This is a genomic window from Flavobacterium sp. W1B (assembly GCF_047344965.1).
In the GTDB taxonomy this organism is placed as follows: domain Bacteria; phylum Bacteroidota; class Bacteroidia; order Flavobacteriales; family Flavobacteriaceae; genus Flavobacterium.
Genome location: NZ_CP178845.1, coordinates 402,001 through 427,699, shown reverse-complemented (window position 1 = coordinate 427,699; position 25,699 = coordinate 402,001). Strand labels below are relative to the sequence as shown.

Genomic DNA, 25,699 nt, shown 5'->3' with positions numbered 1-25,699 from the left:
CAAGATGGGACAAAAGACAAATCCAATTGGAAATAGACTTGGTATCATCAGAGGATGGGACTCAAACTGGTATGGTGGAAATGATTATGGTGATAAACTTGCCGAAGATCACAAAATCAGAAAGTATATCCATGCTCGTTTATCAAAAGCTAGTGTATCTAAAGTAATCATCGAGAGAACTTTGAAACTTGTAACCGTTACTATCACTACTGCTAGACCTGGTATTATTATCGGAAAAGGTGGACAAGAGGTAGACAAGTTAAAAGAAGAACTTAAGAAAATTACTGACAAAGAGGTTCAAATCAACATCTTTGAAATCAAAAGACCTGAACTTGATGCTTATTTAGTTGCAACAAGTATCTGTCGTCAAATTGAAAGCAGAATTTCTTACAGACGTGCAATTAAAATGGCTATTGCTGCTTCTATGCGTATGAACGCTGAAGGTATCAAAGTTTTAATTTCTGGTCGTTTGAATGGAGCTGAGATGGCGCGTTCAGAAGGTTTCAAAGAGGGAAGAGTTCCTTTATCAACTTTCAGAGCCGATATTGATTATGCATTAGCTGAGGCGCATACTACTTATGGTAGAATGGGTATCAAAGTGTGGATCATGAAAGGTGAAGTTTACGGAAAGAGAGATCTTTCTCCGCTTGCTGGAATGGACAAGAAACAATCTGGCGGAAAAGGTGGAGATGCCCCTCGTGGTAAATCTAACTTTAATAAAGGTGGAAAACCAGACGCTCGTAAAAGAAAGTAATTTTTAAATTAAAGAAAAATGTTACAGCCTAAAAGAACAAAATACCGTAAGGTACAAAAAGGTAAAATGAAAGGGAACTCTCAAAGAGGGCATGAACTTTCTAATGGAATGTTTGGTATTAAATCTGTACATGAAGATGGAATGTTTCTAACTTCTCGTCAAATTGAAGCTGCGCGTATCGCTGCAACTCGTTTCATGAAAAGAGAGGGACAATTATGGATCAAAATATTTCCAGACAAACCAATTACTAAGAAGCCTCTTGAGGTACGTATGGGTAAAGGTAAAGGAGCAGTTGAGTATTGGGCTGCCGTTGTTAAACCCGGAAGAATTATGTTTGAAGTTGGAGGAGTTCCTTTGTCAGTTGCAAAAGAGGCGTTACGTCTTGCGGCTCAAAAACTTCCAGTAAAAACTAAATTCGTTGTTGCTAGAGATTTCGAAGCATAATCTATATTATATTATGAAACAATCAGAAATAAAAGATCTTTCTGCAGCGGAGTTGCAAGAAAAGCTTAGCCAGACTAAGAAAACATATGCTGACCTAAAAATGGCTCACGCAATATCTCCAATTGAGAACCCACTTCAAATTAGAAGTGTAAGAAGAACAGTTGCAAGATTAGCTACAGAGCTTACTAAAAGAGAGTTGCAATAATTGTAATCTGCCGAAAGATGGAAGAAAAAAGAAATTTAAGAAAAGAGAGAATTGGTGTTGTAACTTCAGACAAAATGGACAAATCTATTGTTGTTGCTGAAGTACGTAAAGTAAAACACCCATTATACGGTAAGTTCGTGTTGAAAACAAAGAAATACGTTGCACACGACGAAACAAACGACTGTAACATTGGAGATACTGTAAGAATTAGCGAAACGCGTCCTTTAAGTAAATCAAAATGTTGGAGATTAGTTGAAATCCTAGAAAGAGCTAAATAATTATGGTACAACAAGAATCAAGACTAAAAGTAGCAGATAACACAGGAGCTAAAGAAGTTTTAACTATCCGTGTTTTAGGAGGTACCAAAAGAAGGTATGCCTCTGTTGGTGACAAGATTGTAGTATCTATAAAAGATACAACTCCTAACGGAAGCGTTAAAAAAGGAGCTGTATCAACTGCAGTTGTTGTACGTACCAAAAAAGAAGTGAGAAGAGCTGATGGTTCTTATATCCGTTTCGATGACAATGCATGTGTTCTTTTGAACGCTGCAGGAGAAATGAGAGGAACACGTGTTTTTGGTCCGGTAGCAAGAGAACTTCGTGAAAAACAATTCATGAAAATTGTATCATTAGCACCAGAAGTGCTTTAATTCGTTATAAGATGATAAAGCTAAAAATAAAAACAGGAGATATCGTAAGAGTTATTGCTGGAGACCATAAAGGTGCTGAAGGTAAAGTTTTACGTGTTGACCGTGAGAAAAACAAAGCGATTGTTGAAGGTGTAAACATGGTTTCTAAACACACGAAACCTAGTGCGAAAAGCCCTCAAGGTGGTATCGTAAAAAAAGAAGCTTCTATACAAATTTCTAACATATCTTTAATTGATCCTAAAACTAAGGAAGCAACTAGAGTTGGAATTAGAGTTGAAGGAGATAAGAAAGTAAGATTTTCAAAAAAATCTAATCAAGTACTATAGTAATGGCGTATATACCTAGACTAAAAGAGGAATATAAGAACAGAGTTATCTCTGCTCTTAAAGAGGAGTACGGATACATAAACGTAATGCAAGTTCCAAAATTGGAAAAAATCGTTTTGAGCCGTGGAGTTGGAGCAGCAGTTTCTGATAAAAAATTGATTGACTATGCTGTTGATGAATTGACAAAGATAACTGGTCAAAAAGCAGTTTCTACAATTTCAAAGAAAGACGTTGCGTCTTTCAAATTGAGAAAAGGAATGCCTATTGGTGCAAAAGTTACTTTACGTGGAGAAAAAATGTATGAGTTTTTAGATAGACTTATTACTTCTGCTTTACCACGTGTAAGAGATTTCAGCGGAATCAAAGCTACAGGTTTTGATGGAAGAGGAAATTATAACTTAGGTGTTTTGGAACAAATCATTTTCCCAGAAATTGATATTGATAAAGTAAACAAAATATCAGGTATGGATATAACTTTTGTTACTACTGCTCAAACAGATAAGGAAGCAAAGTCATTATTGGCTGAATTAGGATTACCTTTTAAAAAGAATTAAGATATGGCTAAAGAATCAATGAAAGCCCGCGAGGTTAAGAGAGAAAAAACGGTAGCTAAGTTTGCTGAGAAAAGAAAAGCTTTGTTAGAGGCTGGAGATTTCGTAGGTTTGCAGAAATTACCTAAAAATGCTTCACCGGTTCGTTTACATAACAGATGTAAATTAACAGGTAGACCAAGAGGGTACATGCGTCAATTCGGAATTTCACGTGTGACTTTCCGTGAAATGGCTAATAATGGATTGATACCAGGAGTTAAAAAAGCCAGCTGGTAAAAAAAAAGAATTTTAATTGGTTAAAGGTTCGACAGAAAGTCTGAAGAAAACCATAACCGCAAATTAATACATATGTATACAGATCCTATTGCAGATTATTTAACGAGAGTTAGAAACGCTGTGGCTGCAAACCACAAAGTTGTCGAAATTCCTGCATCTAATCTAAAAAAAGAAATAACTAAGATCTTATTTGATCAAGGTTATATCTTAAGTTACAAATTTGAAGACAACGCTGTTCAGGGTTCAATCAAAATTGCTTTGAAGTATGATAAAGATACTAAAGAGTCAGTAATTAAAGATATCCAAAGAATTAGTAAACCAGGTTTGCGTAAATATTCAAGTTCTGCTTCTATTCCAAGAATCCTTAACGGATTAGGAATTGCTATTGTTTCTACATCAAAAGGTTTGATGACTGGAAAGAAAGCCAAACAACTTAACGTTGGTGGAGAAGTAATTTGTTACGTATACTAATAAAAAGACTATAAGATGTCAAGAATAGGTAAAAGCCCGGTTGTAATCCCTGCTGGTGTAACTGTTGAAGTTGCAAATGGTATCATTACAGTAAAAGGAAAAAATGGTCAACTTACACAGGAGTTCTCGGACGTTACTGTTACGGTTGAAGACGGTCAAGTTCAAGTAGAAAGATCGTCTGATCACAAAGACCAAAGAGCAAAACACGGTTTGTACAGATCTTTAATCAATAACATGATTATCGGTGTTACAGAAGGTTTCACTAAGTCATTAGAATTGGTAGGAGTTGGTTATAGAGCTTCTAATCAAGGTCAAAAATTAGACTTAGCTCTTGGATTTTCTCACAATATTGTTTTAGAAATTGCTCCAGAAGTAACTTTAGAAACTATATCTGAAAAAGGAAAAAATCCAATCGTTAAGTTAACATCTGTAGATAAACAACTTTTAGGTCAAGTTGCGGCTAAAATTAGAGGTTTCCGTAAACCGGAGCCTTACAAAGGAAAAGGTGTTAAATTTGTAGGTGAAGTATTAAGAAGAAAAGCAGGTAAATCAGCTTAAAAAATAAGATTATGTCATTAACAAAACCTGAAAGAAGACAGAGAATTAGATTCAGAATCAGAAAAACGATTAGTGGTACAGCTACTAATCCAAGACTGTCTGTATTTAGAAGTAACAAAGAAATTTACGCTCAACTTATTGATGATGTAAACGGAGTTACTTTATTGGCTGCTTCTTCAAGAGAAAAAGAGATAGGTAAAGGTACGAACGTAGAAATCGCTGCAGCAGTTGGAAAACTTGTTGCAGAGAAAGCGTTAAAAGCTGGTATAGACGTAGTAACTTTCGATAGAGGAGGTTATTTATATCACGGTCGTATTAAATCATTAGCGGAAGGCGCAAGAGCGGCTGGACTTAAATTCTAATATATTATGTCTAATAAATACAAGAATGTAGAGTTAGTAAAACCAACTGGTCTTGAATTAAAAGATCGTTTGGTGAGTGTTAATCGTGTTACTAAAGTTACAAAGGGTGGTAGAGCTTTCGGTTTTTCTGCTATTGTAGTTGTAGGTGATGAAAATGGTGTTGTTGGTCATGGATTAGGAAAATCTAAAGACGTTTCTGAAGCAATTGCGAAAGCAGTAGAAGATGCTAAGAAAAATTTAGTGAAAATTCCTTTGAACGGACAATCAGTTCCTCACGAACAAAAAGGAAAATTTGGTGGTGCACGTGTATTTTTAATTCCTGCTTCTCATGGTACAGGAGTTATTGCTGGTGGAGCTGTTCGTTCAGTTCTTGAGTCAGTAGGTATTCACGATGTATTATCTAAATCTCAAGGATCATCAAATCCTCACAACGTAGTTAAGGCAACTTTTGATGCTTTGTTACAAATGAGAAGTGCTCACACTGTTGCAAAACAAAGAGGAGTTTCTTTAGAAAAAGTTTTTAAAGGTTAATTCAAGGAAATTATGGCTAAATTATTAGTAAAACAAGTTAGAAGTAAAATCAACTGTCCACTTGATCAAAAAAGAGGATTAGAAGCTTTAGGTCTACGTAAAATGGGTCAGGTTGTAGAACATGACTCTAACCCTGCAATCCTTGGGATGATAAACAAAGTTAAACACTTAGTTTCTGTAGAAGAAGCTAAATAACACATACTGTTATGAATTTAAGTAACTTACAACCAGCTGAAGGGTCAACGCACAATCAAAATAAAAGATTAGGTAGAGGAGAAGGTTCTGGAAAAGGTGGTACCGCTGCACGTGGACACAAAGGAGCAAAATCTCGTTCTGGTTATTCTAAAAAGATTGGTTTTGAAGGTGGACAAATGCCACTTCAAAGACGTGTACCTAAGTTTGGTTTTACAAACATCAATCGTAAGGAATACGAAGGTGTAAATCTTGATACACTTCAATTATTAGTAGATAATGGTCAGATTACGGATACTGTTGACATGACAGTTTTTGTTGCTAACCGTTTAGCTACTAAAAATGAAATCGTTAAGATTTTAGGAAGAGGAGAATTGACTGCGAAATTAAAAGTAACTGCTCACAAATTTACTGCTACTGCAAAAGCTGCTATTGAAGCTGCTGGTGGAGAGGCTGTAACAATATAATTTTTCAATTTATGAAGAAATTTATTGAATCAATAAGTAATGTTTGGAAAATCGAGGAACTAAAAAACAGAATCCTAATTACATTAGGGCTGCTTTTAGTTTATCGATTTGGAGCACATGTTACGCTTCCGGGTATCGATGCAACACAATTAGCTAATCTAGCTGGCCAAACCCAAAGTGGTATTGGATCTATTCTAGATATGTTTACTGGTGGTGCATTTTCTCAAGCGTCAGTTTTTGCCTTAGGGATTATGCCTTACATTTCTGCGTCTATTGTTGTTCAGCTTATGGGAATTGCTATTCCTTATTTGCAAAAACTTCAAAATGATGGAGAAAGCGGTAGAAAAAAGATTAATCAGATTACACGTTGGTTAACTATTGTGATAACTTTAGTTCAAGGACCAACTTATATCTATAATCTATATAGAACTTTACCTGGTAGTGCATTTTTATTAGGGTTTAATTCTTTTGAATTCTTATTTTCTTCAGTAATTATCTTAGTTACAGGTACAATTTTTGCCATGTGGTTGGGAGAAAAAATAACTGATAAAGGAATTGGAAATGGTATATCGCTTTTGATTATGGTAGGTATACTTGCAAGATTTCCTCAAGCATTTATACAAGAATTTACTACAAGAGTTACAAATAACAACGGAGGACCAATGTTATTGGTTATCGAAATTATTATTTGGCTTTTGGTTATTATTGCCTGTGTTTTATTAACCATGGCGATACGAAAAATACCAGTTCAGTACGCTCGTCGTACAACATCAGGTGATTTTGAACAAGATATGATGGGAGGAAATAGACAATGGATTCCATTGAAGCTTAATGCTTCTGGTGTTATGCCTATTATATTTGCTCAGGCAATTATGTTTATTCCTGCTGCATTAGCTGGGTTATCAAAGTCAGATGCTTCACAATCTATTGTTGGTGCTTTTAGTGATATGTTCGGATTTTGGTATAATCTTGTTTTTGCAACTTTAATAGTTGTATTTACTTACTTTTATACCGCAATTACGGTTCCTACTAATAAGATGTCAGATGATTTGAAAAGAAGTGGTGGATTTATTCCGGGTGTTAGACCAGGAGTAGAAACTTCTGATTTTCTTGATAAAGTGATGTCTTTGATTACTTTCCCAGGATCTTTATTTCTAGCTTTAATAGCTGTGTTCCCAGCAATTATTGTAAGTCTTATGGATGTTCAACAATCTTGGGCAATGTTTTTTGGGGGTACCTCATTAATAATTATGGTTGGTGTCGCTATAGATACAATTCAGCAAATTAATTCATATTTGTTAAACAAACATTATGATGGTTTAATGAAAAGTGGTAAAAATAGAAAAGCAGTAGCTTAATTTTATGGCAAAACAATCAGCAATAGAACAAGACGGATCGATAATTGAAGCATTATCAAATGCTATGTTCCGTGTGGAGTTAGAAAACGGACATATTGTAATAGCTCATATTTCTGGAAAAATGCGTATGCATTACATCAAATTATTACCTGGTGATAAAGTGAAACTAGAAATGAGCCCTTACGATTTGTCAAAAGCAAGAATTACTTATAGATATTAAAGGATATTCACAATGAAAGTTAGAGCATCAGTAAAAAAGAGAAGTCCCGAGTGCAAAATTGTGCGTAGAAAAGGGAGATTGTACGTTATAAACAAAAAGAATCCTAGATTTAAACAAAGACAAGGATAATTATGGCAAGAATAGCAGGGGTAGATATCCCGAAAAATAAGAGAGGTGTTATAGCACTTACCTACATCTTCGGATTAGGAAAAAGTAGAGCTATTGAGATTTTAGAAAAAGCTCAAGTTAGCCAAGACAAAAAAGTTCAAGACTGGAATGATGACGAGATCGGAGCAATTCGTGAAGCTGTTGGAGTTTTTAAAATTGAAGGAGAATTACGTTCTGAAGTTTCTTTAAACATCAAACGTTTAATGGATATTGGATGTTATAGAGGTATCCGTCATAGAACTGGTCTTCCTTTAAGAGGACAAAGAACTAAGAACAACTCTAGAACAAGAAAAGGTAAAAGAAAAACTGTTGCTAACAAGAAAAAAGCAACTAAATAATAAGTAATATGGCTAAAGCAACTGCAAAAAAACGTAAAGTTATCGTTGAATCAACGGGAGAAGCTCATATTTCTGCTACCTTCAACAACATCATCATTTCTTTGACAAACAAAAAAGGTGAAGTTATTTCTTGGTCTTCAGCTGGTAAAATGGGTTTTAGAGGTTCTAAAAAGAATACTCCATACGCAGCCCAAATGGCAGCAGAAGATTGTAGTAAAGTAGCTCTTGAGGCTGGACTTAAAAAAGTGAAAGTTTATGTTAAAGGACCAGGAAACGGACGTGAGTCTGCTATCCGTTCTTTGCATAACGGTGGAATTGAAGTGACTGAAATTATCGACGTTACTCCAATGCCTCACAACGGATGTCGTCCTCCTAAGAGACGTAGAGTTTAATAATATATTTTAGTATAACTAGGTAGAATATACGATTATCGAAGGATATGACCTGAATTCATAATCTCTACCTTAATTTAATTTTTAGAAATGGCAAGATATACTGGTCCAAAAACTAGAATTGCTCGTAAATTTGGCGAAGCAATCTTCGGAGATGACAAATCTTTCGAAAAAAGAAATTATCCACCTGGACAACACGGGATGGCTAAAAAAAGAGGTAAGAAATCTGAATATGCAATCCAGTTAATGGAAAAGCAAAAAGCTAAATATTCTTACGGAATTTTAGAAAAACAATTCAGAGGCTTATTTAAAAAAGCATCAGCTACTAAAGGTGTTACTGGTGAAGTTCTTTTACAATTATGTGAGGCAAGATTAGATAACGTTGTTTTTAGAATGGGCGTTGCTCCATCTAGAAGAGGCGCTAGACAATTGGTTTCTCACAGACATATCACCGTTAACGGTGAGGTTGTAAATATTCCTTCTTACCACCTTAAGCCTGGTGATAAAGTTGCTGTTCGTGAAAAGTCTAAATCATTAGAAGCTATCGAACGTTCTTTATCTAATTCAAGTCAAGTTTATGAATGGATTACTTGGAACAATGACGTTAAAGAAGGTACTTTTGTAACTGTACCAGCTAGACTTCAAATTCCAGAAAACATTAAAGAACAATTAATCGTAGAGTTGTACAACAAATAATAATTGACTTAGTCGAAATTTATGGCAATATTTAATTTTCAGAAGCCCGATAAAGTTATCATGATCGATTCAACCGATTTTGAAGGTAAATTTGAATTTAGACCTTTAGAGCCGGGTTACGGATTGACTGTTGGTAATGCACTTAGAAGAGTTTTGCTTTCAGCATTAGAAGGTTATGCAATTACATCTGTTCGCATAGAAGGTGTAGATCATGAGTTTTCTACTATTTCAGGAGTTGTTGAAGACGTTACCGAAATCATTCTTAATCTTAAACAAGTACGTTTTAAACGTCAAATTGAAGATGTCGATAATGAAGCAGTTACTGTTTCTGTTTCCGGTAAAGATCAATTAACAGCTGGTGATTTTCAAAAATTTCTTTCAGGTTTCCAAGTTTTGAACCCAGAACTAGTTATCTGTAATTTAGATAGTAAAATCAAACTGAATATCGATTTAACGATCGAAAAAGGTAGAGGATATGTTCCTGCTGAGGAGAACAAAAAACAGAATGCTGCAATAGGAACTATTTTTACGGATTCTATTTTTACTCCGGTAAAAAACGTAAAATACGCAATCGAAAACTTCCGTGTAGAGCAAAAAACAGATTATGAAAAATTAGTTTTCGAAATAAAAACTGATGGTTCTATCAATCCAAAAGATGCACTTACTGAAGCTGCGAAAGTTTTAATTCACCATTTCATGTTGTTCTCAGACGAAAGAATTACACTCGAGGCTGACGAAATTGCACAAACAGAATCGTATGACGAAGAGTCATTACATATGAGACAATTGCTTAAAACTAAGCTTGTTGATATGGATTTATCTGTGAGAGCATTAAATTGTTTGAAAGCGGCTGAAGTTGATACACTTGGTGATTTAGTATCGTTCAATAAAAATGACCTAATGAAATTCCGTAATTTCGGTAAAAAATCTTTAACTGAGCTAGATGAACTTGTAGCTATTAAAAATTTGAACTTTGGAATGGATTTGGCAAAATACAAACTAGATAAAGAATAATCTAAGCCGTAAGGTTTAAATTTACATAGCAATGAGACACGGAAAAAAATTCAATCACTTAAGCAGACAGACTGCACATAGAAAATCTATGTTGGCTAATATGGCTTGTTCTCTTATCGAGCACAAACGTATTAACACTACTGTTGCTAAAGCAAAAGCGCTTAAACAATTTGTTGAGCCGCTTATAACAAAATCTAAAAATGATACGACTCACAATCGTCGTATTGTTTTTGCTTACTTACGTAGCAAGTATGCTGTAACTGACTTGTTCAGAGACGTAGCTGCTAAAGTTGGTGACCGTCCAGGTGGATACACTCGTATCATTAAAGTTGGAAATCGTTTAGGAGATAATGCTGATATGGCAATGATCGAATTAGTAGATTTCAATGAACTTTACAATGGTGGTAAAAAAGAAGTTAAAAAAGCTAAAAGCCGTCGTGGTGGAAAAGCTAAGAAAGAAGATGAAGCTACTGAAGCTCCAGCTGCTGAAACAACTACTGAGACTGCTGAATAATTATGAAAATAATCATTCAATAAGAATTAAGGATAAGCTATTTATAGTTTATCCTTTTTTTTTGATTTTTTTTGAGAAGAATAAGCAATGGTTTTATGACAAGATCTGTCCTGCTGTTCGCTATATCTCCTCGCCCAAACACTGGGCAAGGAGGATGCCGCTACCATCAGGGCTAGTTTAGGATACATTGTTTTTTTTAAAACCTTTTCAAAAATTTGTTTTCGCTGCTTTAATAAATTAAATTTGCACGATAATTAACTACAAATGAAACGCGCTTTGCGGGTTCCATAAGACCTTTACAAACAATACAAATCAACGAATGAAATACACAACGAGACAAAGCGCCATACTTTTACTGAGTGACGGAACTATATTCCACGGAAAATCTATTGGAATCAGTGGGACCACTTTTGGGGAAGTATGTTTCAATACGGGAATGACAGGTTACCAAGAGATTTTTACCGATCCATCTTATTTTGGTCAAATCATGGTAGCAACAAATACTCACATTGGTAACTATGGAGTGAATGAAAAGGAAGTAGAATCTGATGGAATTAAAATTTCAGGTTTAGTTTGTAAAAACTTTAGTTTCAACTATTCTAGAGAAGATGCTTCTGGGAGTTTAGAAGATTATTTTATTAAACACAATCTAATTTGCATCTCTGATGTAGATACAAGAGCTTTAGTGAGTTATATTCGCGACAACGGAGCTATGAATGCTGTTATTTGTACAGATGGTACTTCTGTTGAAGAATTGAAAGCCACTTTGGCAAATGTTCCAGATATGAAAGGATTGGAGTTAGCTTCTAAAGTGTCTACTAAAGAGCCTTATTTCTTTGGAGATGAGAATGCAACTTATAAAATATCAGCTTTAGATTTAGGTATAAAGATGAATATACTTCGTAATCTGGAGAAAAGAGATTGTTATATTAAAGTTTTTCCTTTTGATTCTACCTATCAAGAGATGGCGGCTTTTAATCCTGACGGCTTTTTCTTGTCTAATGGACCTGGTGATCCAGAGCCGCTTTCAAGCGCAATTGAAGTAGCAAAAGAAATTCTTGCAAACAATAAACCTTTATTTGGAATTTGTTTAGGTCATCAAGTTATCGGATTGGCTAATGGGATTTCTACTTACAAAATGTTTAATGGACATAGAGGGATAAATCATCCTGTTAAAAATATAATTTCAGGAAAAGGGGAAATTACATCACAGAATCATGGTTTTGCTGTCAATAAAGAAGAGTTGGATAATCACCCAGATTTAGAGATTACTCATCTTCATCTTAATGACGGAACGGTTGCGGGTATGCGTATGAAAAATAAAAATTGTTTTTCAGTTCAATACCATCCGGAAGCAAGTCCTGGACCTCATGATTCTTCTTATTTATTCGATCAATTTATTGAGAATATAAAAGGATAATAGTCGTTTAGATTATAATCCGTATATAACTGGAAATTTTATAATATTTAGGGTTTGACTTTGTAAAAAGTCAAACCCTTTTTTATGAAATAAAAGTTTACATGCCAAAAGGGAAGGTTTCAGGAATTTGATTTCCTTCCGGTTGAATGTGGATTGGATGTAATGCGCTTGTTTCATCAATAAAAATAAAAGCATCATATCTTTTTGGTAAAATTGTTGGGACATAATTACCAAATTTTTCGTGTTCTGGATTGTAAACTACACCTATTGCACGGTGGCCTATGTACGAGGAAAGTGAGACATCTTCTCTAAGCTCATTCATTAGTAATAATTTGTTTTTGCCGTTGCCAGCAATATGAAGAAGATGTTCCCAGCTTCCTTCTTGGGCTTCCGGAACATTTATTTTTCGCATAGAATCTCCCCATTCTCTACCTGCAACCACACTTCCTTTGTAAGAACCAAATCCTACAGCTATTACACCATCTCCCGAAAACTGTTCTCTCAGTAATTGACCTACATTTACCATTCCTTCAGATGCCATGTCAGTGGCACGCGCATCACCGATGTGGGTATTATGCTCCCAAATTATTGTTTTTGCTTCTTTTCCGTGAAATTTCATTAGGCGCTCCGTTGTCGAAACCATATGTTCATCTCGAATATTCCATGAAGCAGCACCTTTTTTTATCATCGCGCGATAATATTTTTCGGCATTTCTTGCTACGAATGCATTTTGCTCTGTGCTCATTGCATTTTCGGTATCCGAATTGTAATTTGATATACTTTTTCTTATTTCAGTAAGCATATTAATAATTTCATTTTCGCATAATACAGGCACCAAGGCTGAGGCTCGGGCATAGGATTGTCCTTCGTCTTTTCCATAAGGTTCAAAACATTCCATTGCTTTTAGGGCTGTTTTTAAGGCTTTCGGATCATTTTTTTCTAAGTACTGAATTATAGAATTCATTGAATCTCTAAAACTATATACATCTAATCCATAAAAACCAATTTTTTTATCGGCGGCGAGATTTTCGTTGTGAGTCTTGAGCCAATCGATGAATGCGGCAGTTTCCCAATTTGCCCACATCCATGTCGGCCATCTTTTAAATTCTTCCATAACGCTAAAAATGTCTTTTCCGGAATCGAAATAGCCTTTTGCGTAGCGATTTAAACGATAACAATCAGGCCAGTCGCCTTCAACTCCAACGAATGAAAACCCTTTTTCTTTAATTAGTCGTTGTGTTATTTTTGCTCTCCAAGTATAATATTCATGGGTTCCATGCGAGGCTTCGCCAAGTAATACGTATTTGGCATCGCCTATATAATCGATTAAGGGATCCAGATCGTTTGAGTTTTCTAATGGTGAAGATGTTCTGCTTAATAATTCTATAATTTCATTAGAATGAATAGGATTGTTTGAGTTTTTAATTGTTCCCATCTCTTTTTTATTTTTTAATTTAATTCTAAAGATATTGCAAGCTTGTTTAAGCTTTTTGAATATGTAAATTTAATATAAATAATTGAAAATGTGTATTTTATGTTTAAAATGGGGCGTTTGAAATTCGCTTGATACTCAGTGTTTTCTTTTTTATTTAATGAGTATGAAAGCAAAGTCTTTTTATCTGATTTCGAAATCTAAAAACTAAAACCAGATCAATGTTTTTATAAAATAATGCTAATCAAATATTTTAAAAATAATTACATCGTTTTCGTTAATAACATTCATTATTTTCATAAAATGATTCCAAAAGATAGAATATATTTGTATTTCAAAATTTAAAATCAAGTAGTATGAGTATTATTATCAAAATTCACGCAAGACAAATTTTCGATTCAAGAGGAAATCCTACAATAGAAGTAGACGTAGTTACGGATAACGGCGTTTTAGGAAGAGCTGCGGTTCCTTCTGGAGCTTCAACGGGAGAACATGAAGCGGTTGAATTACGTGACGGTGGAAAAGCCTTTTTAGGAAAAGGAGTTTTGAATGCAGTGAATAATGTTAATACCATTATTGCCGAAGAACTTTTGGGTACGTCTGTTTTCGAACAAAATTTAATTGATCAAATGATGATCGATTTAGATGGTACGCCAAACAAATCTAAATTAGGTGCAAATGCTATTCTAGGAGTTTCACTTGCTGTTGCAAAAGCGGCTGCCAATGAATTAGGATTGCCATTATACAGATACATTGGAGGAGTTTCGGCAAATACATTGCCTGTTCCTATGATGAATATCATCAATGGAGGATCGCACTCTGATGCGCCTATCGCTTTTCAGGAATTCATGATTTTTCCGGTAAAAGCAACTTCTTTTTCTCATTCAATGCAAATGGGTACGGAAATTTTCCATAGTCTTAAAAAAGTATTGCACGATAGAGGTCTTTCAACAGCTGTTGGTGACGAAGGAGGTTTTGCTCCAAATCTTCCCGGTGGAACTGAAGATGCATTAGATACAATCAAAAAAGCAGTTGAAAATGCCGGATATACATTTGGTGATGAGATTATGATTGCTTTAGACTGTGCAGCTGCGGAGTTTTATGTAAACGGAAAATACGATTACACTAAATTTGAAGGTGAAACAGGAAAAGTGAGATCTTCTGCTGAGCAAGTGGATTATTTAGCTGAATTAGCGGCTAAATATCCAATTATTTCTATCGAAGACGGTATGGATGAAAATGACTGGGATGGTTGGAAATTGCTTACCGAAAAAATCGGGGATAAAGTACAATTAGTTGGTGATGATTTATTTGTGACTAATGTAGAGCGTTTGTCTACAGGTATTGATAAAGGAATCGCTAATTCAATCCTTATCAAAGTAAACCAAATTGGTACTTTGACAGAAACTATTGCTGCAGTAAACATGGCTAAAAATGCGGGTTATACTTCAGTAATGTCACACCGTTCAGGAGAAACGGAAGATAACACAATTGCTGATTTAGCAGTTGCTTTGAACTGTGGACAAATAAAAACAGGTTCGGCTTCTCGTTCAGATCGTATGGCAAAATACAATCAGTTGTTAAGAATTGAGGAAGAATTAGGAAATACAGCTTATTTTCCAGGGAAAAATGCTTTCAAAATAAAGTAAATTCTCATAACATTTTTTTTTAAAGCCATTCGTTTGACGCGAATGGCTTTTTTTATTAATTTTAACATTATCAATGAAGTTTTCTCTTTTTAATTAATGTTAAAATCCTTAGATTTGATAAATTATTAAATTGAAGATTTATCAAAAATATTATGTCAAAAACAGCTATATTAGAAATTGATGGTAAGAAATATGAGTTTCCAATAATCAAAGGGAGCGAAAATGAAGAAGCTATCGATATAAACAAATTAAGAGATTTAACTGGAGTAATCACTCTTGATCCTGGATATAAAAATTCGGGGTCTTGTACAAGCGAAATTACTTTCTTAGATGGGGAACTTGGTATTTTGCGTTACCGTGGGTATGCAATTGAGGATTTGGCTGAAAAAGCTGATTTCTTAGAAGTTTCTTATCTTTTGATTTTTGGAGAATTGCCAACCGCAAAGCAGTTGGAGCAATTTGAAACAGATATCAGAAAGTATACGTTAGTTAATGAGGAAATGAAAAACATCATTGATGGTTTTCCAAGAACTGCACACCCAATGGGAGTGTTAGCAGCTTTGACTAGCGCTTTGACAGCATTCAATCCTAAGTCGGTAAATGTTGAGAACGAAAAGGAAATGTATGAGGCTGTATGTAAAACTATGGGTAAATTCCTGGTTATTGCAACTTGGACTTATAGAAAGAGCATGGGTTATCCTTTAAATTATTATGATAATACAAAAGGATATGTAGAGAATTTCATGAATTTAATGTTTGCATTGCCAACGGAGCCTTATAAAGCAAATCCGATTGTAATTGATGCATTAGATAAATTGTTTATTCTTCACGGTGACCACGAGCAAAACTGTTCTACATCAACTGTTAGAATGGTAGGTTCTTCTCATGCCGGATTATTTGCATCAATTTCTGCTGGAGTTTCTGCACTTTGGGGACCATTACATGGAGGAGCAAATCAAGCTGTTCTTGAAATGCTAGAAGAAATTCATAAAAATGGTGGAGATACGGAGAAATACATGGCTAAAGCCAAAGATAAAAATGATCCTTTCCGATTAATGGGATTTGGTCATAGAGTCTATAAGAATTTTGATCCTCGTGCTAAAATTATCAAGAAAGCAGCAAATGAAGTTTTAGAAACTTTAGGAGTTAACGATCCGATTCTTGACATTGCAAAAAAACTAGAAGCAGCAGCTTTAGAAGATGAATACTTCAAATCAAGAAATTTATATCCAAATGTAGATTTCTATTCTGGAATTATTTATAGAGCTTTAGGTATTCCTACGGATATGTTTACCGTTATGTTTGCAATAGGGCGTTTGCCAGGTTGGATTGCGCAATGGAAAGAAATGCGTGAGAATAAAGAGCCTATCGGAAGACCTAGACAAGTTTATACAGGTGCTCCTCTAAGAGACTTTACTCCAAAAGACAAAAGATAATCTATAAAAAAAGCTTCACTTCTGGTGAGGCTTTTTTTATCTTTGTATTGTCTTGAAAAAAAGATAGTATTAACCATAAATAAATTTCCCGGTTAAAGGGTTTTACCATGAAACAAACAACAAATTCTATATTAATGATTCGTCCGGTAGCGTTTCGAATGAACGAGCAGACGGCTGTAAATAATTATTACCAAAAAGTATTGGAAGGACTTTTGCCTGCCGCTATAAATGCAAAGGCACAACAGGAATTTGATGCTTTTGTAGAGAAATTGAGATCCGTTGGGGTAGAAGTGATTGTTGTTGATGATGTCTTAGGTTCAGATACTCCGGATAGTATTTTTCCAAACAATTGGGTTTCTTTTCATGAAAATGGAGATGTGGCTATGTATCCTATGTTTGCTGAAAATCGTCGTGAAGAACGTCGTGAGGAAATTTTTGATATACTTGAAGATAAAGGATTCAAAATTGATAATATTATAGATTATACTTCTGCCGAAGAGGATGGCTTTTATTTAGAAGGAACCGGAAGTTTGCTTCTTGACAGAACGAATGAAAAAGCCTATTGTGCCTTATCGCCAAGAGCCGATGAAGAGTTGTTTATAGAGTTTTGCGAGGATTTTGATTATGCTCCAGTTATCTTTGAAGCTTTTCAAACGGTTGATGGAGAGCGAAAGTTGATTTATCACACTAATGTGATGTTGTGCTTAGGGGAAACCTTTGCCGTTATTTGTGCAGATTGTATCGATGATAAGAAAGAACGAAAAATGGTTTTGGATAATCTGAAAAAGGATGGGAGAGAAGTTATTTTAATTACGGAAGCTCAGGTCAATAGTTTTGCTGGTAATATGTTAGAGGTCCTTGGGGCAAATGATAAAAAATATTTGGTCATGAGTACCGCAGCTTATCAGAGTTTGACTGCTAAGCAGATTGCTCAATTGGAAACGCATGCTACCATTCTCAGTTCCAATTTAGATACTATTGAAGCCTGTGGTGGCGGAAGCGCCCGATGTATGATGGCGGAGATTTTCTTGCCAAAAGCATAAAAAAAAGACCTTCAGAAATGAAGGTTTTTTTTTTATGCTTTTTTATGTAAAATTATCTTTGGCGATTGTAATTATAGAGCTGATAATGTATTGTACTCCAATTGCAATTACGATGAATCCTACAATCCTGGAAATGGCTACAATTCCGGAGGCACCAAGGATTTTAGCTAAGTAGTGGGCGCTTCTCAGGGTGATGAAAATAGAGAAAGCGACAGCTAATATAGCCAAAACTGAAATGATGATTTCGGGCGTATTTTGGTGTTCATGGTAAAAAGCAATCAATAAGGAGATGGATCCCGGTCCGGCAAGCATAGGAATTGCTAATGGGGTAAGCGCAATGTCATTTCTGGTTTGCGCATCATTTTCTACTTTTTTGTTGACCCCTCTTTTTTTGTTAAACTTCCCCGTGAGTAATGAGAATCCAGATGTAGCAATAACGATTCCTCCAGCAATACGCAAGGCTTCAATGCTTATTCCAAAAAAAGAAAGTACATATTCTCCTAGGAAAAAGGAAACAACCAAGATGATAAATACATTAATGGCAGTCCATAAAGAAATTCGGGAGCGTTCCTTTTTACTGTCGTGTTGTGTTAGTCCTACAAAGATAGGGATTGTTCCAATTGGATTTAAAACGGAGAAAAGTGCAGCAAATAAATAAATAAAAAGATCCATTTTTTTTCGCGAAATTAGTTGGTTTTACTAAGAAATAGGCTGTTCTTAGGATTAAGAAAAGGTTATGATAAAATGAGTTTAATCTCAAATTAAAAGTAATATAAAATCGAAAGATATTAATTTTAAATGGAAATGGACTATAGTATTTTAGTACTTTTACAAAAAAAACAACAATTCAATGAAAAGTAAAAAAACTTTAGTTCTTGGAGCCTCTTCAAAGCCGGAAAGATATGCCTATAAAGCAATTAAAATGCTTGTCGAAAAAGGGCATTCGGTACTTGCTATTGGCCAAAATGCTGGAGAAGTAGAGGGAGTTAAAATTAGAACCAAAGCAATTCCTTTAAAAAATATAGATACAATTACTTTGTATTTAAACCCGGCCCATCAGCGTGATTATTACAATTATATCGTAGAGGCCAAGCCAAAACGCGTGATTTTTAACCCAGGGACAGAAAATCCGGAGTTGTACCAACTTTTAGAGCTGAATAATATTAAGGTAGAAGTTGCTTGTACATTGGTTTTATTAACCGTAAATCGATATTAGAAATAAAAATCGGAGCCTAGAACTTTTTAATTATTTATTTTATTGATGGAATTTTCTTCAAAATTAATAGAGAAAGCAGTAAATGAGATAGCGCAATTGCCTGGGATTGGTAAGCGAACCGCTTTGCGATTGGTATTGCATTTGTTGAAACAGCCCAAAGAGCAAACTGGTTTTTTGGCTCAGGCATTATTAAATATGCGAGAGGATATTAAGTATTGCGAAAATTGCCATAACATTTCGGATAGTGCGGTTTGTGAAATCTGTTCCAATACAAACAGGAATCATCAGATAGTATGTGTGGTAGAAGACATTCGTGACGTAATGGCTATTGAAAACACAGGTCAATTTAGAGGTGTTTATCATGTTTTGGGCGGTAAAATTTCGCCTATAGACGGAGTTGGGCCTAGCCAACTTAAAATCACTACACTTGTCGAGAAAGTAAAATCAGGAAAAGTAAGTGAAGTTATTTTTGCCTTAAGCTCGACTATGGAAGGAGATACCACTAATTTTTATATTTATAAGCAAATCGCAGATTCGGATATTGTTATTTCAACAATTGCAAGAGGGATAGCGGTGGGCGATGAGCTGGAGTATGCCGATGAAGTTACCTTAGGCAGAAGTATATTGCAACGAGTGCCATTTGAGAAGTCTTTTAAAAGCAATTAATCTGTTTAAAAAAAGGCTAATTTTTTTAATATAGTAAAGGAAAAGCTATATTTGTTATCTAAATTGTAAATATGAGCAAGCCAATATTCTATTTATTATTAAGTATTAGTGTGTTGTTTACGTCCTGTATTCCTAGTCAGGATTTAATTTATTTACAAAAAAAGGACGGTGCTCAATTAGATACTCCTATCTTAGCAGTAGTAGCAAAACCGTACCGATTGCAAACCAATGATGTGTTGAGTATCAGCATAAAGGCAATTGATCCTAAGTTAGTTGCCATTTTCAGCACTACGAATCAAGCGGAAGCGGGAAATAAATCAGAGTCGGGATTGTATTTTGACGGTTTCGCTGTGGATGATCATGGAAATATCAGAATGCCTATTTTGGGCGAAATAAATGTCATCGGTTTTACTTTGGAAGAAGTGAGAACCAAAATTGAAACGCAGCTGCTTGCGGACTATTTTAATAAAGAAGCCAATCTTTTTGTAACTGTTAAATTAGCTGGATTCCGATATACGATCAATGGCGAGGTTGGCAGTACCGGAACCAAAACACTATTTCAGGAACATGTAACTATTTTGGAAGCTATTGCAAATTCAGGAGATATTAGCATAACCGGAAATAGAAAAGCGGTAACTATTATTAGACAAACCCCTACTGGAAGCGAAATGCATGATATTGATCTTACGGATATAAATGTAATGCGATCCCCTTATTTTTATTTGCAACCCAATGATTATATTTACGTAAAACCCCTCAGACAAAAAACTTGGGGAACAGGAAAAACAGGAATTGAATCTTTAGGAACCATAATAACTTTGTTATCATTGGCTACCACTACTTTTTTATTATTAAAAAATTAAAATACATTTTAAAGAATGTTAGATATAAAAGATTTTTCAATTTTTGAAAACCAAGTCAGTTTTGACTTCAAAGGGTTTTTAATAAAAGTAGGAAGTTACTGGAGGTGGTTCTTAATAAGTCTTTTAATTACCTTCACGATTGCGTATCAAATAAATCTTCGGATAGAAAAGATTTATGGGATGGAAACCCTAATTTCTGTTAAAGAAGAAAATAATCCTCTTTTTACTTCTAATACCAGTTTGGTATTCAATTGGGGAGGCACCTCAGATCAGGTGCAGACGATTTCTACTACGTTGCAGTCTAGATCCCACAATGAGTTGGTTGTGGATAAATTGCAATATTATATTGATTATTTAGAACAAGGGAAATACAATCTTGTTGATGCCTATGGGGCTGTTCCTTTTTATGTGGCTATTGACAAGTCAAAGGGTCAAATTGCAGGAAGTCTTATTGGGATTCGCTTTTTGAACGAAGAGGAGTATGAAATCCGAATTCCATTTGAAAAAAATACGGTTTCACTAATTAGCTATTCAAATAATTTACGCAATAACACTGCTGTTGTTGAAGGTGATTTTGTTAAGAAGTATAGGGTTGGAGAGCAAGTTTCATTGCCTTTCTTAAATTGGAAATTACAAATAAAGGACAATCCGGGTTTCTACAAGGGTAATGAATATTTTGTACGGTTTAATGATTTTGATGCCAGCGTATCTCGTTATAAAGGGATCAATGTGCGATCAGATGATAAAGGAGGTTCTATAATTACCCTTTCTATGCAGGGGAATAATAAGGCTAGAATGGTCGAATATTTAAATTCGACCGTAAAAATGCTCATGAAAAGACAATTGGACAGCAAGAACCAATTTGCAACCAATACCATAAGTTTTATTGATAGTACGCTCGTAGCAATGGAGTCTCAGTTGAAAGAAACTGGAGAAGAGATGAAATCATTCCGGAAAGATAAGAATATCTATGATATAGAAGAAGGAGGTGCTAAATTTTCAGGTCAGGTTTTGGAGTATGATGTCAAAAAAGACGAAGTAAACCGTAAACTGGCTTATTATAATTCCTTAAAAGCTTATTTGAAAAACAGTGTCGATTACTCTAAACTTCCGGCGCCATCTGTTGCAGGCATTGACGATCCGAATGTAGTGGTTAACATTTCAAAATTAATTGGACTTTCAACCCAAAGATCGGAAATGGCTTATGCGGTGAAAAGCGACAAGATTTTCAAGGATTTTGATAACCAGATGGAGGCTGTCAGAAAAGTATTGTTGGAGAATATTGCTTCTGCTAAATCATCTCTGCAGTTTGATTTGGCTACCATTAATGCAAAGATTAATCAGACCGAGAGTTCGATAAAAAGACTTCCGGATGATCAGCAGGAATTGATAAAAATCAAAAGAAAATACGATTTAAGCAATAGTATCTATAGTACTTTTCTTCAAAAAAGAAGCGAAGCTGACATTGTTAAAGCCGCCAATTTATCTGATATTCGTTTTATTGATCCGGCAAAGGATGTAGGTGGAGGATTAATTGGTCCACGGACTTCTGTTAATTATGTTTTGGCTTTGTTTCTAGGGGTACTCATTCCGTTACTTCTTGTTTTTATTATTTTTTTCGTCAATGATTCCATTCAAAATACCGAAGATGTCGGCAAGCTGACACAGATTCCTTTGATAGGTGTAGTGGGACTCAATAAAGAGATTACTAATTTAGCGGTTTTTGATAGGCCAAAATCGTCTTTGTCGGAATCTTTCCGAGCGATTCGATCCTCTCTTCAATTTCTGTATAAAAGTCAACATGTAGATGGAGCCAAGACGCTGATGATTACTTCCTCCGTTAGTGGGGAAGGGAAAACATTTTGTTCCATTAATATTGCGACCGTATTTGCTTTAAGCGAAAAAAAGACTGTTATTGTTGGGTTGGATTTAAGAAAACCCAGATTATTTGATGAGTTTAATTTAACCAATAAAGTGGGTATCGTAAATTATTTAATCAAAGAAAAAAGTATTGATGAAATCATTAATCCCACTCAGATTCCTTTCCTTGATGTGATTCTTTCCGGACCCATTCCGCCCAATCCGGCTGAGATGATTATGAGTGAAGCTATGGGGGAGCTAATTTCAGCATTAAAGAAGAGATACGATTATATTATTTTGGATACTCCTCCGGTTGGTTTAGTGTCGGATTCATTGGAGTTGGCACAATATTGTGATGTCACCTTATACATTGTGAGGCAGAATTTTTCTAAAAAAGAAATGATTACCTTATTGAATAATAGGGTTAAGCGTGGCGAGCTGAAAAATGCCAGTATTGTTTTGAATGGCTTTGAAAACAAAGCAAAGTATGGGGCAACCTATGGTTATAGCTATGGTACTTATTCAAATGGTTATTATGAAGAGAGTAAGCCGAAGTCTATTTTTAGCAGAATAGTTGAAAAATTTAAGAAAGTATAAATTTGAGTATAGAATACTAAAGAGATGAAGGAAGAAACAAAAAGTACGATATTAATTACCGGTGGAGCTGGGTTTATTGGCTCTAATCTGTGTGAGTATTTTTTATCAAAGGGACATGAAGTGGTTTGTTTGGATAATTTTGCAACCGGGCATAGACACAATTTAAAGGATTTTATAAATAATCCCAATTTTAGGTTGATAGAAGGGGACATACGTAATGCAACTGATTGCGTTAATGCGGTTAAAGGAGTTGATTATGTTTTGCATCAGGCAGCGCTTGGCTCTGTACCGCGTTCCATCAATGATCCTATTACGACCAATGATGTTAATGTTTCTGGTTTTTTAAATGTTCTTGTGGCGGCAAGAGATGCCAAGGTGAAACGCTTTGTATATGCCGCAAGCTCTTCTACCTATGGCGATTCTGAGGGATTGCCAAAAGTGGAAGATGTCATAGGGAAACCACTGTCTCCCTATGCGATAACCAAATATGTAAACGAGCTGTACGCAGAAATTTTTAGCAGAACTTATGGTATCGAAACGGTAGGTTTGCGTTATTTTAATGTTTTTGGAAGAAAACAGGATCCCAATGGTGCTTATGCGGCAGTAATTCCGAAATTTGTCATGCAATTAATGCAGTTGGAAAGTCCAAAGATAAATGGTGACGGAAACTATTCGCGTGATTTTACTTATATTGATAATGTGATTCAGATGAATGAGTTGGCCCTAACCACCGAAAATCCTGCGGCGGTAAATACGGTTTATAATACCGCTTATGGTGACCGAAATACGCTAAACGATTTAATGGGTTATTTGAAAAAATATTTAGCCGAGTATGATCCGAGGATTGCTGATGTAGCCATTGAGCACGGACCGAACAGGATGGGGGATATTCCACATTCGTTGGCAAGTATTGATAAGGCAAAAGAATTACTGGGTTATGATCCAAAATATTCCCTGCAAGAAGGATTGAAAGAGGCGGTAGATTGGTATTGGAGGAATTTGAGATAGAGAGTTGTCGGTTGTGTGTTGTCAGTTATTAGTTGTGAGTTGTTGGTTGTGGGTTGTTGGTTGTGAGTTGAAAAGCGAGTAGGATCATTTAAATTAAAAGCAAATGAAGAGCTATAAAGATTTGGATATTTATACAATCGGATTGGAATTGTTTTACAGAACGCATACTTTGTCATTGCAATTGCCAAAATACGAGCTATATGAATTGGGAAGTCAGATTAGACGGTCTTCGGATTCTGTGATAAGCAACATTGTCGAAGGCTATGGACGCAGAAGGTATAAAAAAGATTTTATTAAGTTTTTGGTTTATTCGCATGCAAGTAATTTAGAAACTCTTAATCATATTGATAAAATAATTAATTTGTATCCGTCTCTGGCGACTGAAATGAAGATGCTTCACGAAAAGTATGATGTTTTGGGGGCTAAAATTTTTTCCTTTATAAAATATGTAGAGGAGCATTGGAAAGTTTGAGAAAGTTGTGTGTTGTGTGTTGTGAGTTGTGGGTTGTCGGTTATCAAAGGCAACAGAAAACAGAGAACCGACAACGGATAACTAAATATAAGTATATTAAAAAATTGAAAATTAAATAAATGAAGATCACAAAAATTTGCTGCATCGGAGCTGGATATGTTGGAGGGCCTACTATGGCGGTTATTGCACAAAAATGCCCAGATATAAAAGTTACTGTTGTTGACTTGAATGAAGAAAGAATTGCTGCTTGGAACGATGATGATGTCAATAATATACCTATTTACGAGCCGGGCTTGTCCCATATTGTTGGGGAAGCTAGAGGGAAAAATTTGTTTTTTTCTACCGATGTCGAAAAAGCGATAGATGAGGCTCAAATTATTTTTATATCGGTTAATACGCCAACCAAAACCTATGGAAAAGGAAAAGGTATGGCTGCTGATTTGAAGTTTATTGAATTGTGTGCCAGACAAATTGCCAGAGTTGCCAAAGACAATAAAATAGTGGTAGAGAAATCGACTTTACCGGTAAGAACTGCCGAGGCAATAAAAAGTATCTTGGATAATACAGGGAATGGCGTTCAATTTCAGATTCTTTCCAATCCGGAGTTTCTGGCAGAGGGAACGGCTGTTCAGGATTTAATTAATCCAGATCGGATTCTTATTGGTGGTGATACTTCTGCTGAGGGGCAGCAAGCGATACAGGCTCTAGTAGCCGTGTATTCGAATTGGGTGGCCTTAGATAAAATATTGACTACGAATGTATGGTCTTCAGAATTGTCTAAACTGACAGCCAATGCTTTCCTGGCACAGCGAATATCTTCGATAAATGCGATGTCAGAGCTTTGTGAAAAGACCGGTGCCGATGTAAATGAGGTTGCCAAAGCCATTGGGATGGACAGTAGGATAGGGGCGAAATTCTTGAAGGCGTCTGTTGGATTTGGTGGTTCTTGTTTTCAAAAAGACATTCTGAATTTAGTTTATATCGCAAAATCGTATGGATTGAACGAAGTAGCCGATTATTGGGAACAGGTAATTATCATGAACGACCACCAAAAGAGACGTTTTTCTAATACGATAGTGAAGACACTTTATAATACGGTTGCCGCCAAAAAAATTACATTCTTGGGTTGGGCTTTCAAAAAAGACACTAATGACACCAGAGAATCGGCGGCTATTTATGTGGCCGATGATTTGATTAACGAGCAGGCCAAAATTGCTGTCTACGATCCCAAAGTATCGAGAAAGAAAGTTTTGGCTGATCTGGATTATTTAGAAAGCAGAACGGCTGAGCATAATGCGGATAGTATAGTGTCATTTGAAAATCCTTATGAAGCCTGTAAAAATGCCCATGCGATAGCGGTACTTACGGAATGGGATGAGTTTATTACTTATGATTGGCAGAGAATATATGATTCGATGCAAAAACCGGCTTTTGTATTTGACGGTAGGAATATATTGAATAAGACGGAAATGGAAGCTATTGGTTTTGTGTATCAAGGAATAGGGGCGTAGGATCCTCTCAGAAGGCAGTGTTCAGTAGTCAGAACGCAGA

At 35.4% G+C, this 25,699-nt stretch carries 35 protein-coding genes; 33 read left to right on the top strand and 2 right to left on the bottom strand.

All coding sequences use genetic code 11. The annotated features are described in order from the left end of the window. The first annotated feature begins 4 nt into the window (after window positions 1–4). From rpsC to carA, 23 genes are all read left to right on the top strand, one after another. Window positions 5–754: a 30S ribosomal protein S3 gene (gene rpsC, locus ACMDB5_RS01935; RefSeq protein WP_132110117.1), complete on the top strand. Its 750-nt coding sequence runs from the start codon at window positions 5–7 to the stop codon at window positions 752–754. Between the two features lie 18 nt (window positions 755–772). Continuing rightward, a complete protein-coding gene (rplP, locus tag ACMDB5_RS01930; protein ID WP_007803637.1) occupies window positions 773–1,198 on the top strand; it encodes a 50S ribosomal protein L16 in 426 nt (141 codons plus the stop codon). A gap of 13 nt (window positions 1,199–1,211) precedes the next feature. Next, window positions 1,212–1,403: a 50S ribosomal protein L29 gene (gene rpmC / locus ACMDB5_RS01925; protein WP_047774317.1), complete on the top strand. Its 192-nt coding sequence runs from the start codon at window positions 1,212–1,214 to the stop codon at window positions 1,401–1,403. Window positions 1,404–1,420: 17 nt separating this feature from the next. Continuing rightward, window positions 1,421–1,681 carry a 30S ribosomal protein S17 gene (rpsQ, locus tag ACMDB5_RS01920; protein ID WP_072945395.1) on the top strand — a complete coding sequence of 87 codons (261 nt, stop codon included), beginning with the start codon at window positions 1,421–1,423 and terminating at the stop codon, window positions 1,679–1,681. Window positions 1,682–1,683: 2 nt separating this feature from the next. Further along, window positions 1,684–2,052: a 50S ribosomal protein L14 gene (gene rplN / locus ACMDB5_RS01915; RefSeq protein ID WP_072945394.1), complete on the top strand. Its 369-nt coding sequence runs from the start codon at window positions 1,684–1,686 to the stop codon at window positions 2,050–2,052. An 11-nt stretch (window positions 2,053–2,063) separates the two neighbouring features. Continuing rightward, window positions 2,064–2,378 (top strand): 50S ribosomal protein L24, encoded by a 315-nt coding sequence (gene rplX / locus ACMDB5_RS01910; RefSeq protein ID WP_072945392.1) that lies wholly within the window; start codon window positions 2,064–2,066, stop codon window positions 2,376–2,378. A gap of 2 nt (window positions 2,379–2,380) precedes the next feature. Then, on the top strand, window positions 2,381–2,932 hold the full coding sequence (rplE, locus tag ACMDB5_RS01905; protein ID WP_413999344.1) for a 50S ribosomal protein L5: 552 nt from the start codon (window positions 2,381–2,383) through the stop codon (window positions 2,930–2,932). A gap of 3 nt (window positions 2,933–2,935) precedes the next feature. Further along, window positions 2,936–3,205 carry a 30S ribosomal protein S14 gene (rpsN, locus tag ACMDB5_RS01900; RefSeq protein ID WP_413999343.1) on the top strand — a complete coding sequence of 90 codons (270 nt, stop codon included), beginning with the start codon at window positions 2,936–2,938 and terminating at the stop codon, window positions 3,203–3,205. 72 nt (window positions 3,206–3,277) lie between these two features. Further along, window positions 3,278–3,676, top strand: coding sequence for a 30S ribosomal protein S8 (gene rpsH, locus ACMDB5_RS01895; protein WP_072945389.1), 399 nt, complete (start codon window positions 3,278–3,280; stop codon window positions 3,674–3,676). 15 nt (window positions 3,677–3,691) lie between these two features. Continuing rightward, complete coding sequence (gene rplF, locus ACMDB5_RS01890) at window positions 3,692–4,234, top strand: 50S ribosomal protein L6 (protein ID WP_413999342.1); 543 nt, start codon at window positions 3,692–3,694, stop codon at window positions 4,232–4,234. An 11-nt stretch (window positions 4,235–4,245) separates the two neighbouring features. Further along, entirely contained in the window at window positions 4,246–4,596 is a 351-nt protein-coding gene (gene rplR / locus ACMDB5_RS01885; protein WP_413999341.1) for a 50S ribosomal protein L18, read from the top strand. A gap of 6 nt (window positions 4,597–4,602) precedes the next feature. Further along, window positions 4,603–5,127 carry a 30S ribosomal protein S5 gene (gene rpsE / locus ACMDB5_RS01880; RefSeq protein WP_413999340.1) on the top strand — a complete coding sequence of 175 codons (525 nt, stop codon included), beginning with the start codon at window positions 4,603–4,605 and terminating at the stop codon, window positions 5,125–5,127. A 12-nt stretch (window positions 5,128–5,139) separates the two neighbouring features. Beyond that, entirely contained in the window at window positions 5,140–5,322 is a 183-nt protein-coding gene (gene rpmD, locus ACMDB5_RS01875; protein WP_026707002.1) for a 50S ribosomal protein L30, read from the top strand. Window positions 5,323–5,333: 11 nt separating this feature from the next. Continuing rightward, window positions 5,334–5,786: a 50S ribosomal protein L15 gene (gene rplO, locus ACMDB5_RS01870; protein ID WP_230063093.1), complete on the top strand. Its 453-nt coding sequence runs from the start codon at window positions 5,334–5,336 to the stop codon at window positions 5,784–5,786. 11 nt (window positions 5,787–5,797) lie between these two features. Further along, the gene (gene secY / locus ACMDB5_RS01865; protein WP_413999339.1) at window positions 5,798–7,144 is read left to right on the top strand and encodes a preprotein translocase subunit SecY; all 1,347 of its coding nucleotides are present in this window, start codon (window positions 5,798–5,800) and stop codon (window positions 7,142–7,144) included. Window positions 7,145–7,148: 4 nt separating this feature from the next. Continuing rightward, window positions 7,149–7,364, top strand: a complete 216-nt coding sequence (gene infA / locus ACMDB5_RS01860; protein WP_007136545.1) for a translation initiation factor IF-1 — start codon at window positions 7,149–7,151, stop codon at window positions 7,362–7,364. A gap of 12 nt (window positions 7,365–7,376) precedes the next feature. Beyond that, window positions 7,377–7,493 (top strand): type B 50S ribosomal protein L36, encoded by a 117-nt coding sequence (ykgO, locus tag ACMDB5_RS01855; protein WP_008992256.1) that lies wholly within the window; start codon window positions 7,377–7,379, stop codon window positions 7,491–7,493. A 2-nt stretch (window positions 7,494–7,495) separates the two neighbouring features. Next, a complete protein-coding gene (gene rpsM, locus ACMDB5_RS01850) occupies window positions 7,496–7,870 on the top strand; it encodes a 30S ribosomal protein S13 (RefSeq protein WP_072945376.1) in 375 nt (124 codons plus the stop codon). Between the two features lie 8 nt (window positions 7,871–7,878). Next, the gene (gene rpsK, locus ACMDB5_RS01845) at window positions 7,879–8,262 is read left to right on the top strand and encodes a 30S ribosomal protein S11 (protein WP_024981527.1); all 384 of its coding nucleotides are present in this window, start codon (window positions 7,879–7,881) and stop codon (window positions 8,260–8,262) included. Window positions 8,263–8,352: 90 nt separating this feature from the next. Beyond that, window positions 8,353–8,958 (top strand): 30S ribosomal protein S4, encoded by a 606-nt coding sequence (gene rpsD / locus ACMDB5_RS01840; protein WP_413999338.1) that lies wholly within the window; start codon window positions 8,353–8,355, stop codon window positions 8,956–8,958. Window positions 8,959–8,979: 21 nt separating this feature from the next. Continuing rightward, window positions 8,980–9,972 (top strand): DNA-directed RNA polymerase subunit alpha, encoded by a 993-nt coding sequence (locus tag ACMDB5_RS01835; RefSeq protein WP_413999337.1) that lies wholly within the window; start codon window positions 8,980–8,982, stop codon window positions 9,970–9,972. Window positions 9,973–10,003: 31 nt separating this feature from the next. Beyond that, the gene (rplQ, locus tag ACMDB5_RS01830) at window positions 10,004–10,486 is read left to right on the top strand and encodes a 50S ribosomal protein L17 (protein ID WP_413999336.1); all 483 of its coding nucleotides are present in this window, start codon (window positions 10,004–10,006) and stop codon (window positions 10,484–10,486) included. Between the two features lie 319 nt (window positions 10,487–10,805). Beyond that, complete coding sequence (carA, locus tag ACMDB5_RS01825) at window positions 10,806–11,906, top strand: glutamine-hydrolyzing carbamoyl-phosphate synthase small subunit (RefSeq protein ID WP_413999335.1); 1,101 nt, start codon at window positions 10,806–10,808, stop codon at window positions 11,904–11,906. Between the two features lie 97 nt (window positions 11,907–12,003). Here carA and ACMDB5_RS01820 read toward each other — a convergent pair whose 3' ends face one another. Further along, complete coding sequence (locus ACMDB5_RS01820; protein ID WP_413999334.1) at window positions 12,004–13,341, bottom strand: erythromycin esterase family protein; 1,338 nt, start codon at window positions 13,339–13,341, stop codon at window positions 12,004–12,006. 353 nt (window positions 13,342–13,694) lie between these two features. Here ACMDB5_RS01820 and eno point away from each other — a divergent pair, with 353 nt between their 5' ends. The 3 genes from eno (at window position 13,695) to ctlX (ending at window position 17,466) form a co-directional block, all read left to right on the top strand. Beyond that, the gene (gene eno, locus ACMDB5_RS01815; protein ID WP_413999333.1) at window positions 13,695–14,987 is read left to right on the top strand and encodes a phosphopyruvate hydratase; all 1,293 of its coding nucleotides are present in this window, start codon (window positions 13,695–13,697) and stop codon (window positions 14,985–14,987) included. A gap of 152 nt (window positions 14,988–15,139) precedes the next feature. Beyond that, window positions 15,140–16,423, top strand: a complete 1,284-nt coding sequence (locus ACMDB5_RS01810; protein ID WP_413999332.1) for a citrate synthase — start codon at window positions 15,140–15,142, stop codon at window positions 16,421–16,423. 107 nt (window positions 16,424–16,530) lie between these two features. Next, window positions 16,531–17,466 (top strand): citrulline utilization hydrolase CtlX, encoded by a 936-nt coding sequence (gene ctlX, locus ACMDB5_RS01805; protein WP_413999331.1) that lies wholly within the window; start codon window positions 16,531–16,533, stop codon window positions 17,464–17,466. A gap of 42 nt (window positions 17,467–17,508) precedes the next feature. Here the strand turns inward: ctlX and ACMDB5_RS01800 are convergent, their stop codons facing one another. Further along, the gene (locus ACMDB5_RS01800; RefSeq protein ID WP_413999330.1) at window positions 17,509–18,138 is read right to left on the bottom strand and encodes a MarC family NAAT transporter; all 630 of its coding nucleotides are present in this window, start codon (window positions 18,136–18,138) and stop codon (window positions 17,509–17,511) included. Window positions 18,139–18,316: 178 nt separating this feature from the next. On the opposite strand from ACMDB5_RS01800, the gene ACMDB5_RS01795 reads away from it, so the two are divergent. From ACMDB5_RS01795 to ACMDB5_RS01765, 7 genes are all read left to right on the top strand, one after another. Beyond that, entirely contained in the window at window positions 18,317–18,682 is a 366-nt protein-coding gene (locus tag ACMDB5_RS01795) for a CoA-binding protein (protein WP_413999329.1), read from the top strand. 45 nt (window positions 18,683–18,727) lie between these two features. Continuing rightward, entirely contained in the window at window positions 18,728–19,348 is a 621-nt protein-coding gene (gene recR / locus ACMDB5_RS01790) for a recombination mediator RecR (RefSeq protein WP_413999328.1), read from the top strand. Between the two features lie 71 nt (window positions 19,349–19,419). Next, window positions 19,420–20,211 carry a polysaccharide biosynthesis/export family protein gene (locus ACMDB5_RS01785; protein WP_413999327.1) on the top strand — a complete coding sequence of 264 codons (792 nt, stop codon included), beginning with the start codon at window positions 19,420–19,422 and terminating at the stop codon, window positions 20,209–20,211. A 15-nt stretch (window positions 20,212–20,226) separates the two neighbouring features. Next, complete coding sequence (locus ACMDB5_RS01780; RefSeq protein ID WP_413999326.1) at window positions 20,227–22,668, top strand: GumC family protein; 2,442 nt, start codon at window positions 20,227–20,229, stop codon at window positions 22,666–22,668. Window positions 22,669–22,692: 24 nt separating this feature from the next. Further along, window positions 22,693–23,676 (top strand): SDR family oxidoreductase, encoded by a 984-nt coding sequence (locus tag ACMDB5_RS01775; protein ID WP_413999325.1) that lies wholly within the window; start codon window positions 22,693–22,695, stop codon window positions 23,674–23,676. A gap of 103 nt (window positions 23,677–23,779) precedes the next feature. Next, the gene (locus tag ACMDB5_RS01770; RefSeq protein WP_413999324.1) at window positions 23,780–24,148 is read left to right on the top strand and encodes a four helix bundle protein; all 369 of its coding nucleotides are present in this window, start codon (window positions 23,780–23,782) and stop codon (window positions 24,146–24,148) included. A gap of 119 nt (window positions 24,149–24,267) precedes the next feature. Continuing rightward, window positions 24,268–25,659, top strand: coding sequence for a nucleotide sugar dehydrogenase (locus ACMDB5_RS01765; RefSeq protein WP_413999323.1), 1,392 nt, complete (start codon window positions 24,268–24,270; stop codon window positions 25,657–25,659). Window positions 25,660–25,699 lie beyond the last annotated feature (40 nt).

Excerpts from the sequence above, each read along its gene's own strand:
- ACMDB5_RS01785 (WP_413999327.1), top strand. The coding sequence starts at position 19,420 with ATGAGCAAGCCAATATTCTATTTATTATTAAGTATTAGTGTGTTGTTT.
- ctlX (WP_413999331.1), top strand. The coding sequence starts at position 16,531 with ATGAAACAAACAACAAATTCTATATTAATGATTCGTCCGGTAGCGTTT.
- eno (WP_413999333.1), top strand. The coding sequence starts at position 13,695 with ATGAGTATTATTATCAAAATTCACGCAAGACAAATTTTCGATTCAAGA.
- rpmD (WP_026707002.1), top strand. The coding sequence starts at position 5,140 with ATGGCTAAATTATTAGTAAAACAAGTTAGAAGTAAAATCAACTGTCCA.
- secY (WP_413999339.1), top strand. The coding sequence starts at position 5,798 with ATGAAGAAATTTATTGAATCAATAAGTAATGTTTGGAAAATCGAGGAA.
- rpmC (WP_047774317.1), top strand. The coding sequence starts at position 1,212 with ATGAAACAATCAGAAATAAAAGATCTTTCTGCAGCGGAGTTGCAAGAA.
- ACMDB5_RS01820 (WP_413999334.1), bottom strand. The coding sequence starts at position 13,341 with ATGGGAACAATTAAAAACTCAAACAATCCTATTCATTCTAATGAAATT.
- carA (WP_413999335.1), top strand. The coding sequence starts at position 10,806 with ATGAAATACACAACGAGACAAAGCGCCATACTTTTACTGAGTGACGGA.
- ACMDB5_RS01765 (WP_413999323.1), top strand. The coding sequence starts at position 24,268 with ATGAAGATCACAAAAATTTGCTGCATCGGAGCTGGATATGTTGGAGGG.
- rpsE (WP_413999340.1), top strand. The coding sequence starts at position 4,603 with ATGTCTAATAAATACAAGAATGTAGAGTTAGTAAAACCAACTGGTCTT.
- rpsQ (WP_072945395.1), top strand. The coding sequence starts at position 1,421 with ATGGAAGAAAAAAGAAATTTAAGAAAAGAGAGAATTGGTGTTGTAACT.
- rplP (WP_007803637.1), top strand. The coding sequence starts at position 773 with ATGTTACAGCCTAAAAGAACAAAATACCGTAAGGTACAAAAAGGTAAA.
- infA (WP_007136545.1), top strand. The coding sequence starts at position 7,149 with ATGGCAAAACAATCAGCAATAGAACAAGACGGATCGATAATTGAAGCA.
- rplO (WP_230063093.1), top strand. The coding sequence starts at position 5,334 with ATGAATTTAAGTAACTTACAACCAGCTGAAGGGTCAACGCACAATCAA.
- recR (WP_413999328.1), top strand. The coding sequence starts at position 18,728 with ATGGAATTTTCTTCAAAATTAATAGAGAAAGCAGTAAATGAGATAGCG.
- ACMDB5_RS01810 (WP_413999332.1), top strand. The coding sequence starts at position 15,140 with ATGTCAAAAACAGCTATATTAGAAATTGATGGTAAGAAATATGAGTTT.
- rpsM (WP_072945376.1), top strand. The coding sequence starts at position 7,496 with ATGGCAAGAATAGCAGGGGTAGATATCCCGAAAAATAAGAGAGGTGTT.
- rplN (WP_072945394.1), top strand. The coding sequence starts at position 1,684 with ATGGTACAACAAGAATCAAGACTAAAAGTAGCAGATAACACAGGAGCT.
- rplF (WP_413999342.1), top strand. The coding sequence starts at position 3,692 with ATGTCAAGAATAGGTAAAAGCCCGGTTGTAATCCCTGCTGGTGTAACT.
- ACMDB5_RS01775 (WP_413999325.1), top strand. The coding sequence starts at position 22,693 with ATGAAGGAAGAAACAAAAAGTACGATATTAATTACCGGTGGAGCTGGG.
- rpsH (WP_072945389.1), top strand. The coding sequence starts at position 3,278 with ATGTATACAGATCCTATTGCAGATTATTTAACGAGAGTTAGAAACGCT.
- rpsD (WP_413999338.1), top strand. The coding sequence starts at position 8,353 with ATGGCAAGATATACTGGTCCAAAAACTAGAATTGCTCGTAAATTTGGC.
- ACMDB5_RS01800 (WP_413999330.1), bottom strand. The coding sequence starts at position 18,138 with ATGGATCTTTTTATTTATTTATTTGCTGCACTTTTCTCCGTTTTAAAT.
- rplR (WP_413999341.1), top strand. The coding sequence starts at position 4,246 with ATGTCATTAACAAAACCTGAAAGAAGACAGAGAATTAGATTCAGAATC.
- ACMDB5_RS01770 (WP_413999324.1), top strand. The coding sequence starts at position 23,780 with ATGAAGAGCTATAAAGATTTGGATATTTATACAATCGGATTGGAATTG.
- ACMDB5_RS01780 (WP_413999326.1), top strand. The coding sequence starts at position 20,227 with ATGTTAGATATAAAAGATTTTTCAATTTTTGAAAACCAAGTCAGTTTT.
- ACMDB5_RS01795 (WP_413999329.1), top strand. The coding sequence starts at position 18,317 with ATGAAAAGTAAAAAAACTTTAGTTCTTGGAGCCTCTTCAAAGCCGGAA.
- rpsC (WP_132110117.1), top strand. The coding sequence starts at position 5 with ATGGGACAAAAGACAAATCCAATTGGAAATAGACTTGGTATCATCAGA.
- rplE (WP_413999344.1), top strand. The coding sequence starts at position 2,381 with ATGGCGTATATACCTAGACTAAAAGAGGAATATAAGAACAGAGTTATC.
- ykgO (WP_008992256.1), top strand. The coding sequence starts at position 7,377 with ATGAAAGTTAGAGCATCAGTAAAAAAGAGAAGTCCCGAGTGCAAAATT.
- rplX (WP_072945392.1), top strand. The coding sequence starts at position 2,064 with ATGATAAAGCTAAAAATAAAAACAGGAGATATCGTAAGAGTTATTGCT.
- ACMDB5_RS01835 (WP_413999337.1), top strand. The coding sequence starts at position 8,980 with ATGGCAATATTTAATTTTCAGAAGCCCGATAAAGTTATCATGATCGAT.
- rpsK (WP_024981527.1), top strand. The coding sequence starts at position 7,879 with ATGGCTAAAGCAACTGCAAAAAAACGTAAAGTTATCGTTGAATCAACG.
- rpsN (WP_413999343.1), top strand. The coding sequence starts at position 2,936 with ATGGCTAAAGAATCAATGAAAGCCCGCGAGGTTAAGAGAGAAAAAACG.
- rplQ (WP_413999336.1), top strand. The coding sequence starts at position 10,004 with ATGAGACACGGAAAAAAATTCAATCACTTAAGCAGACAGACTGCACAT.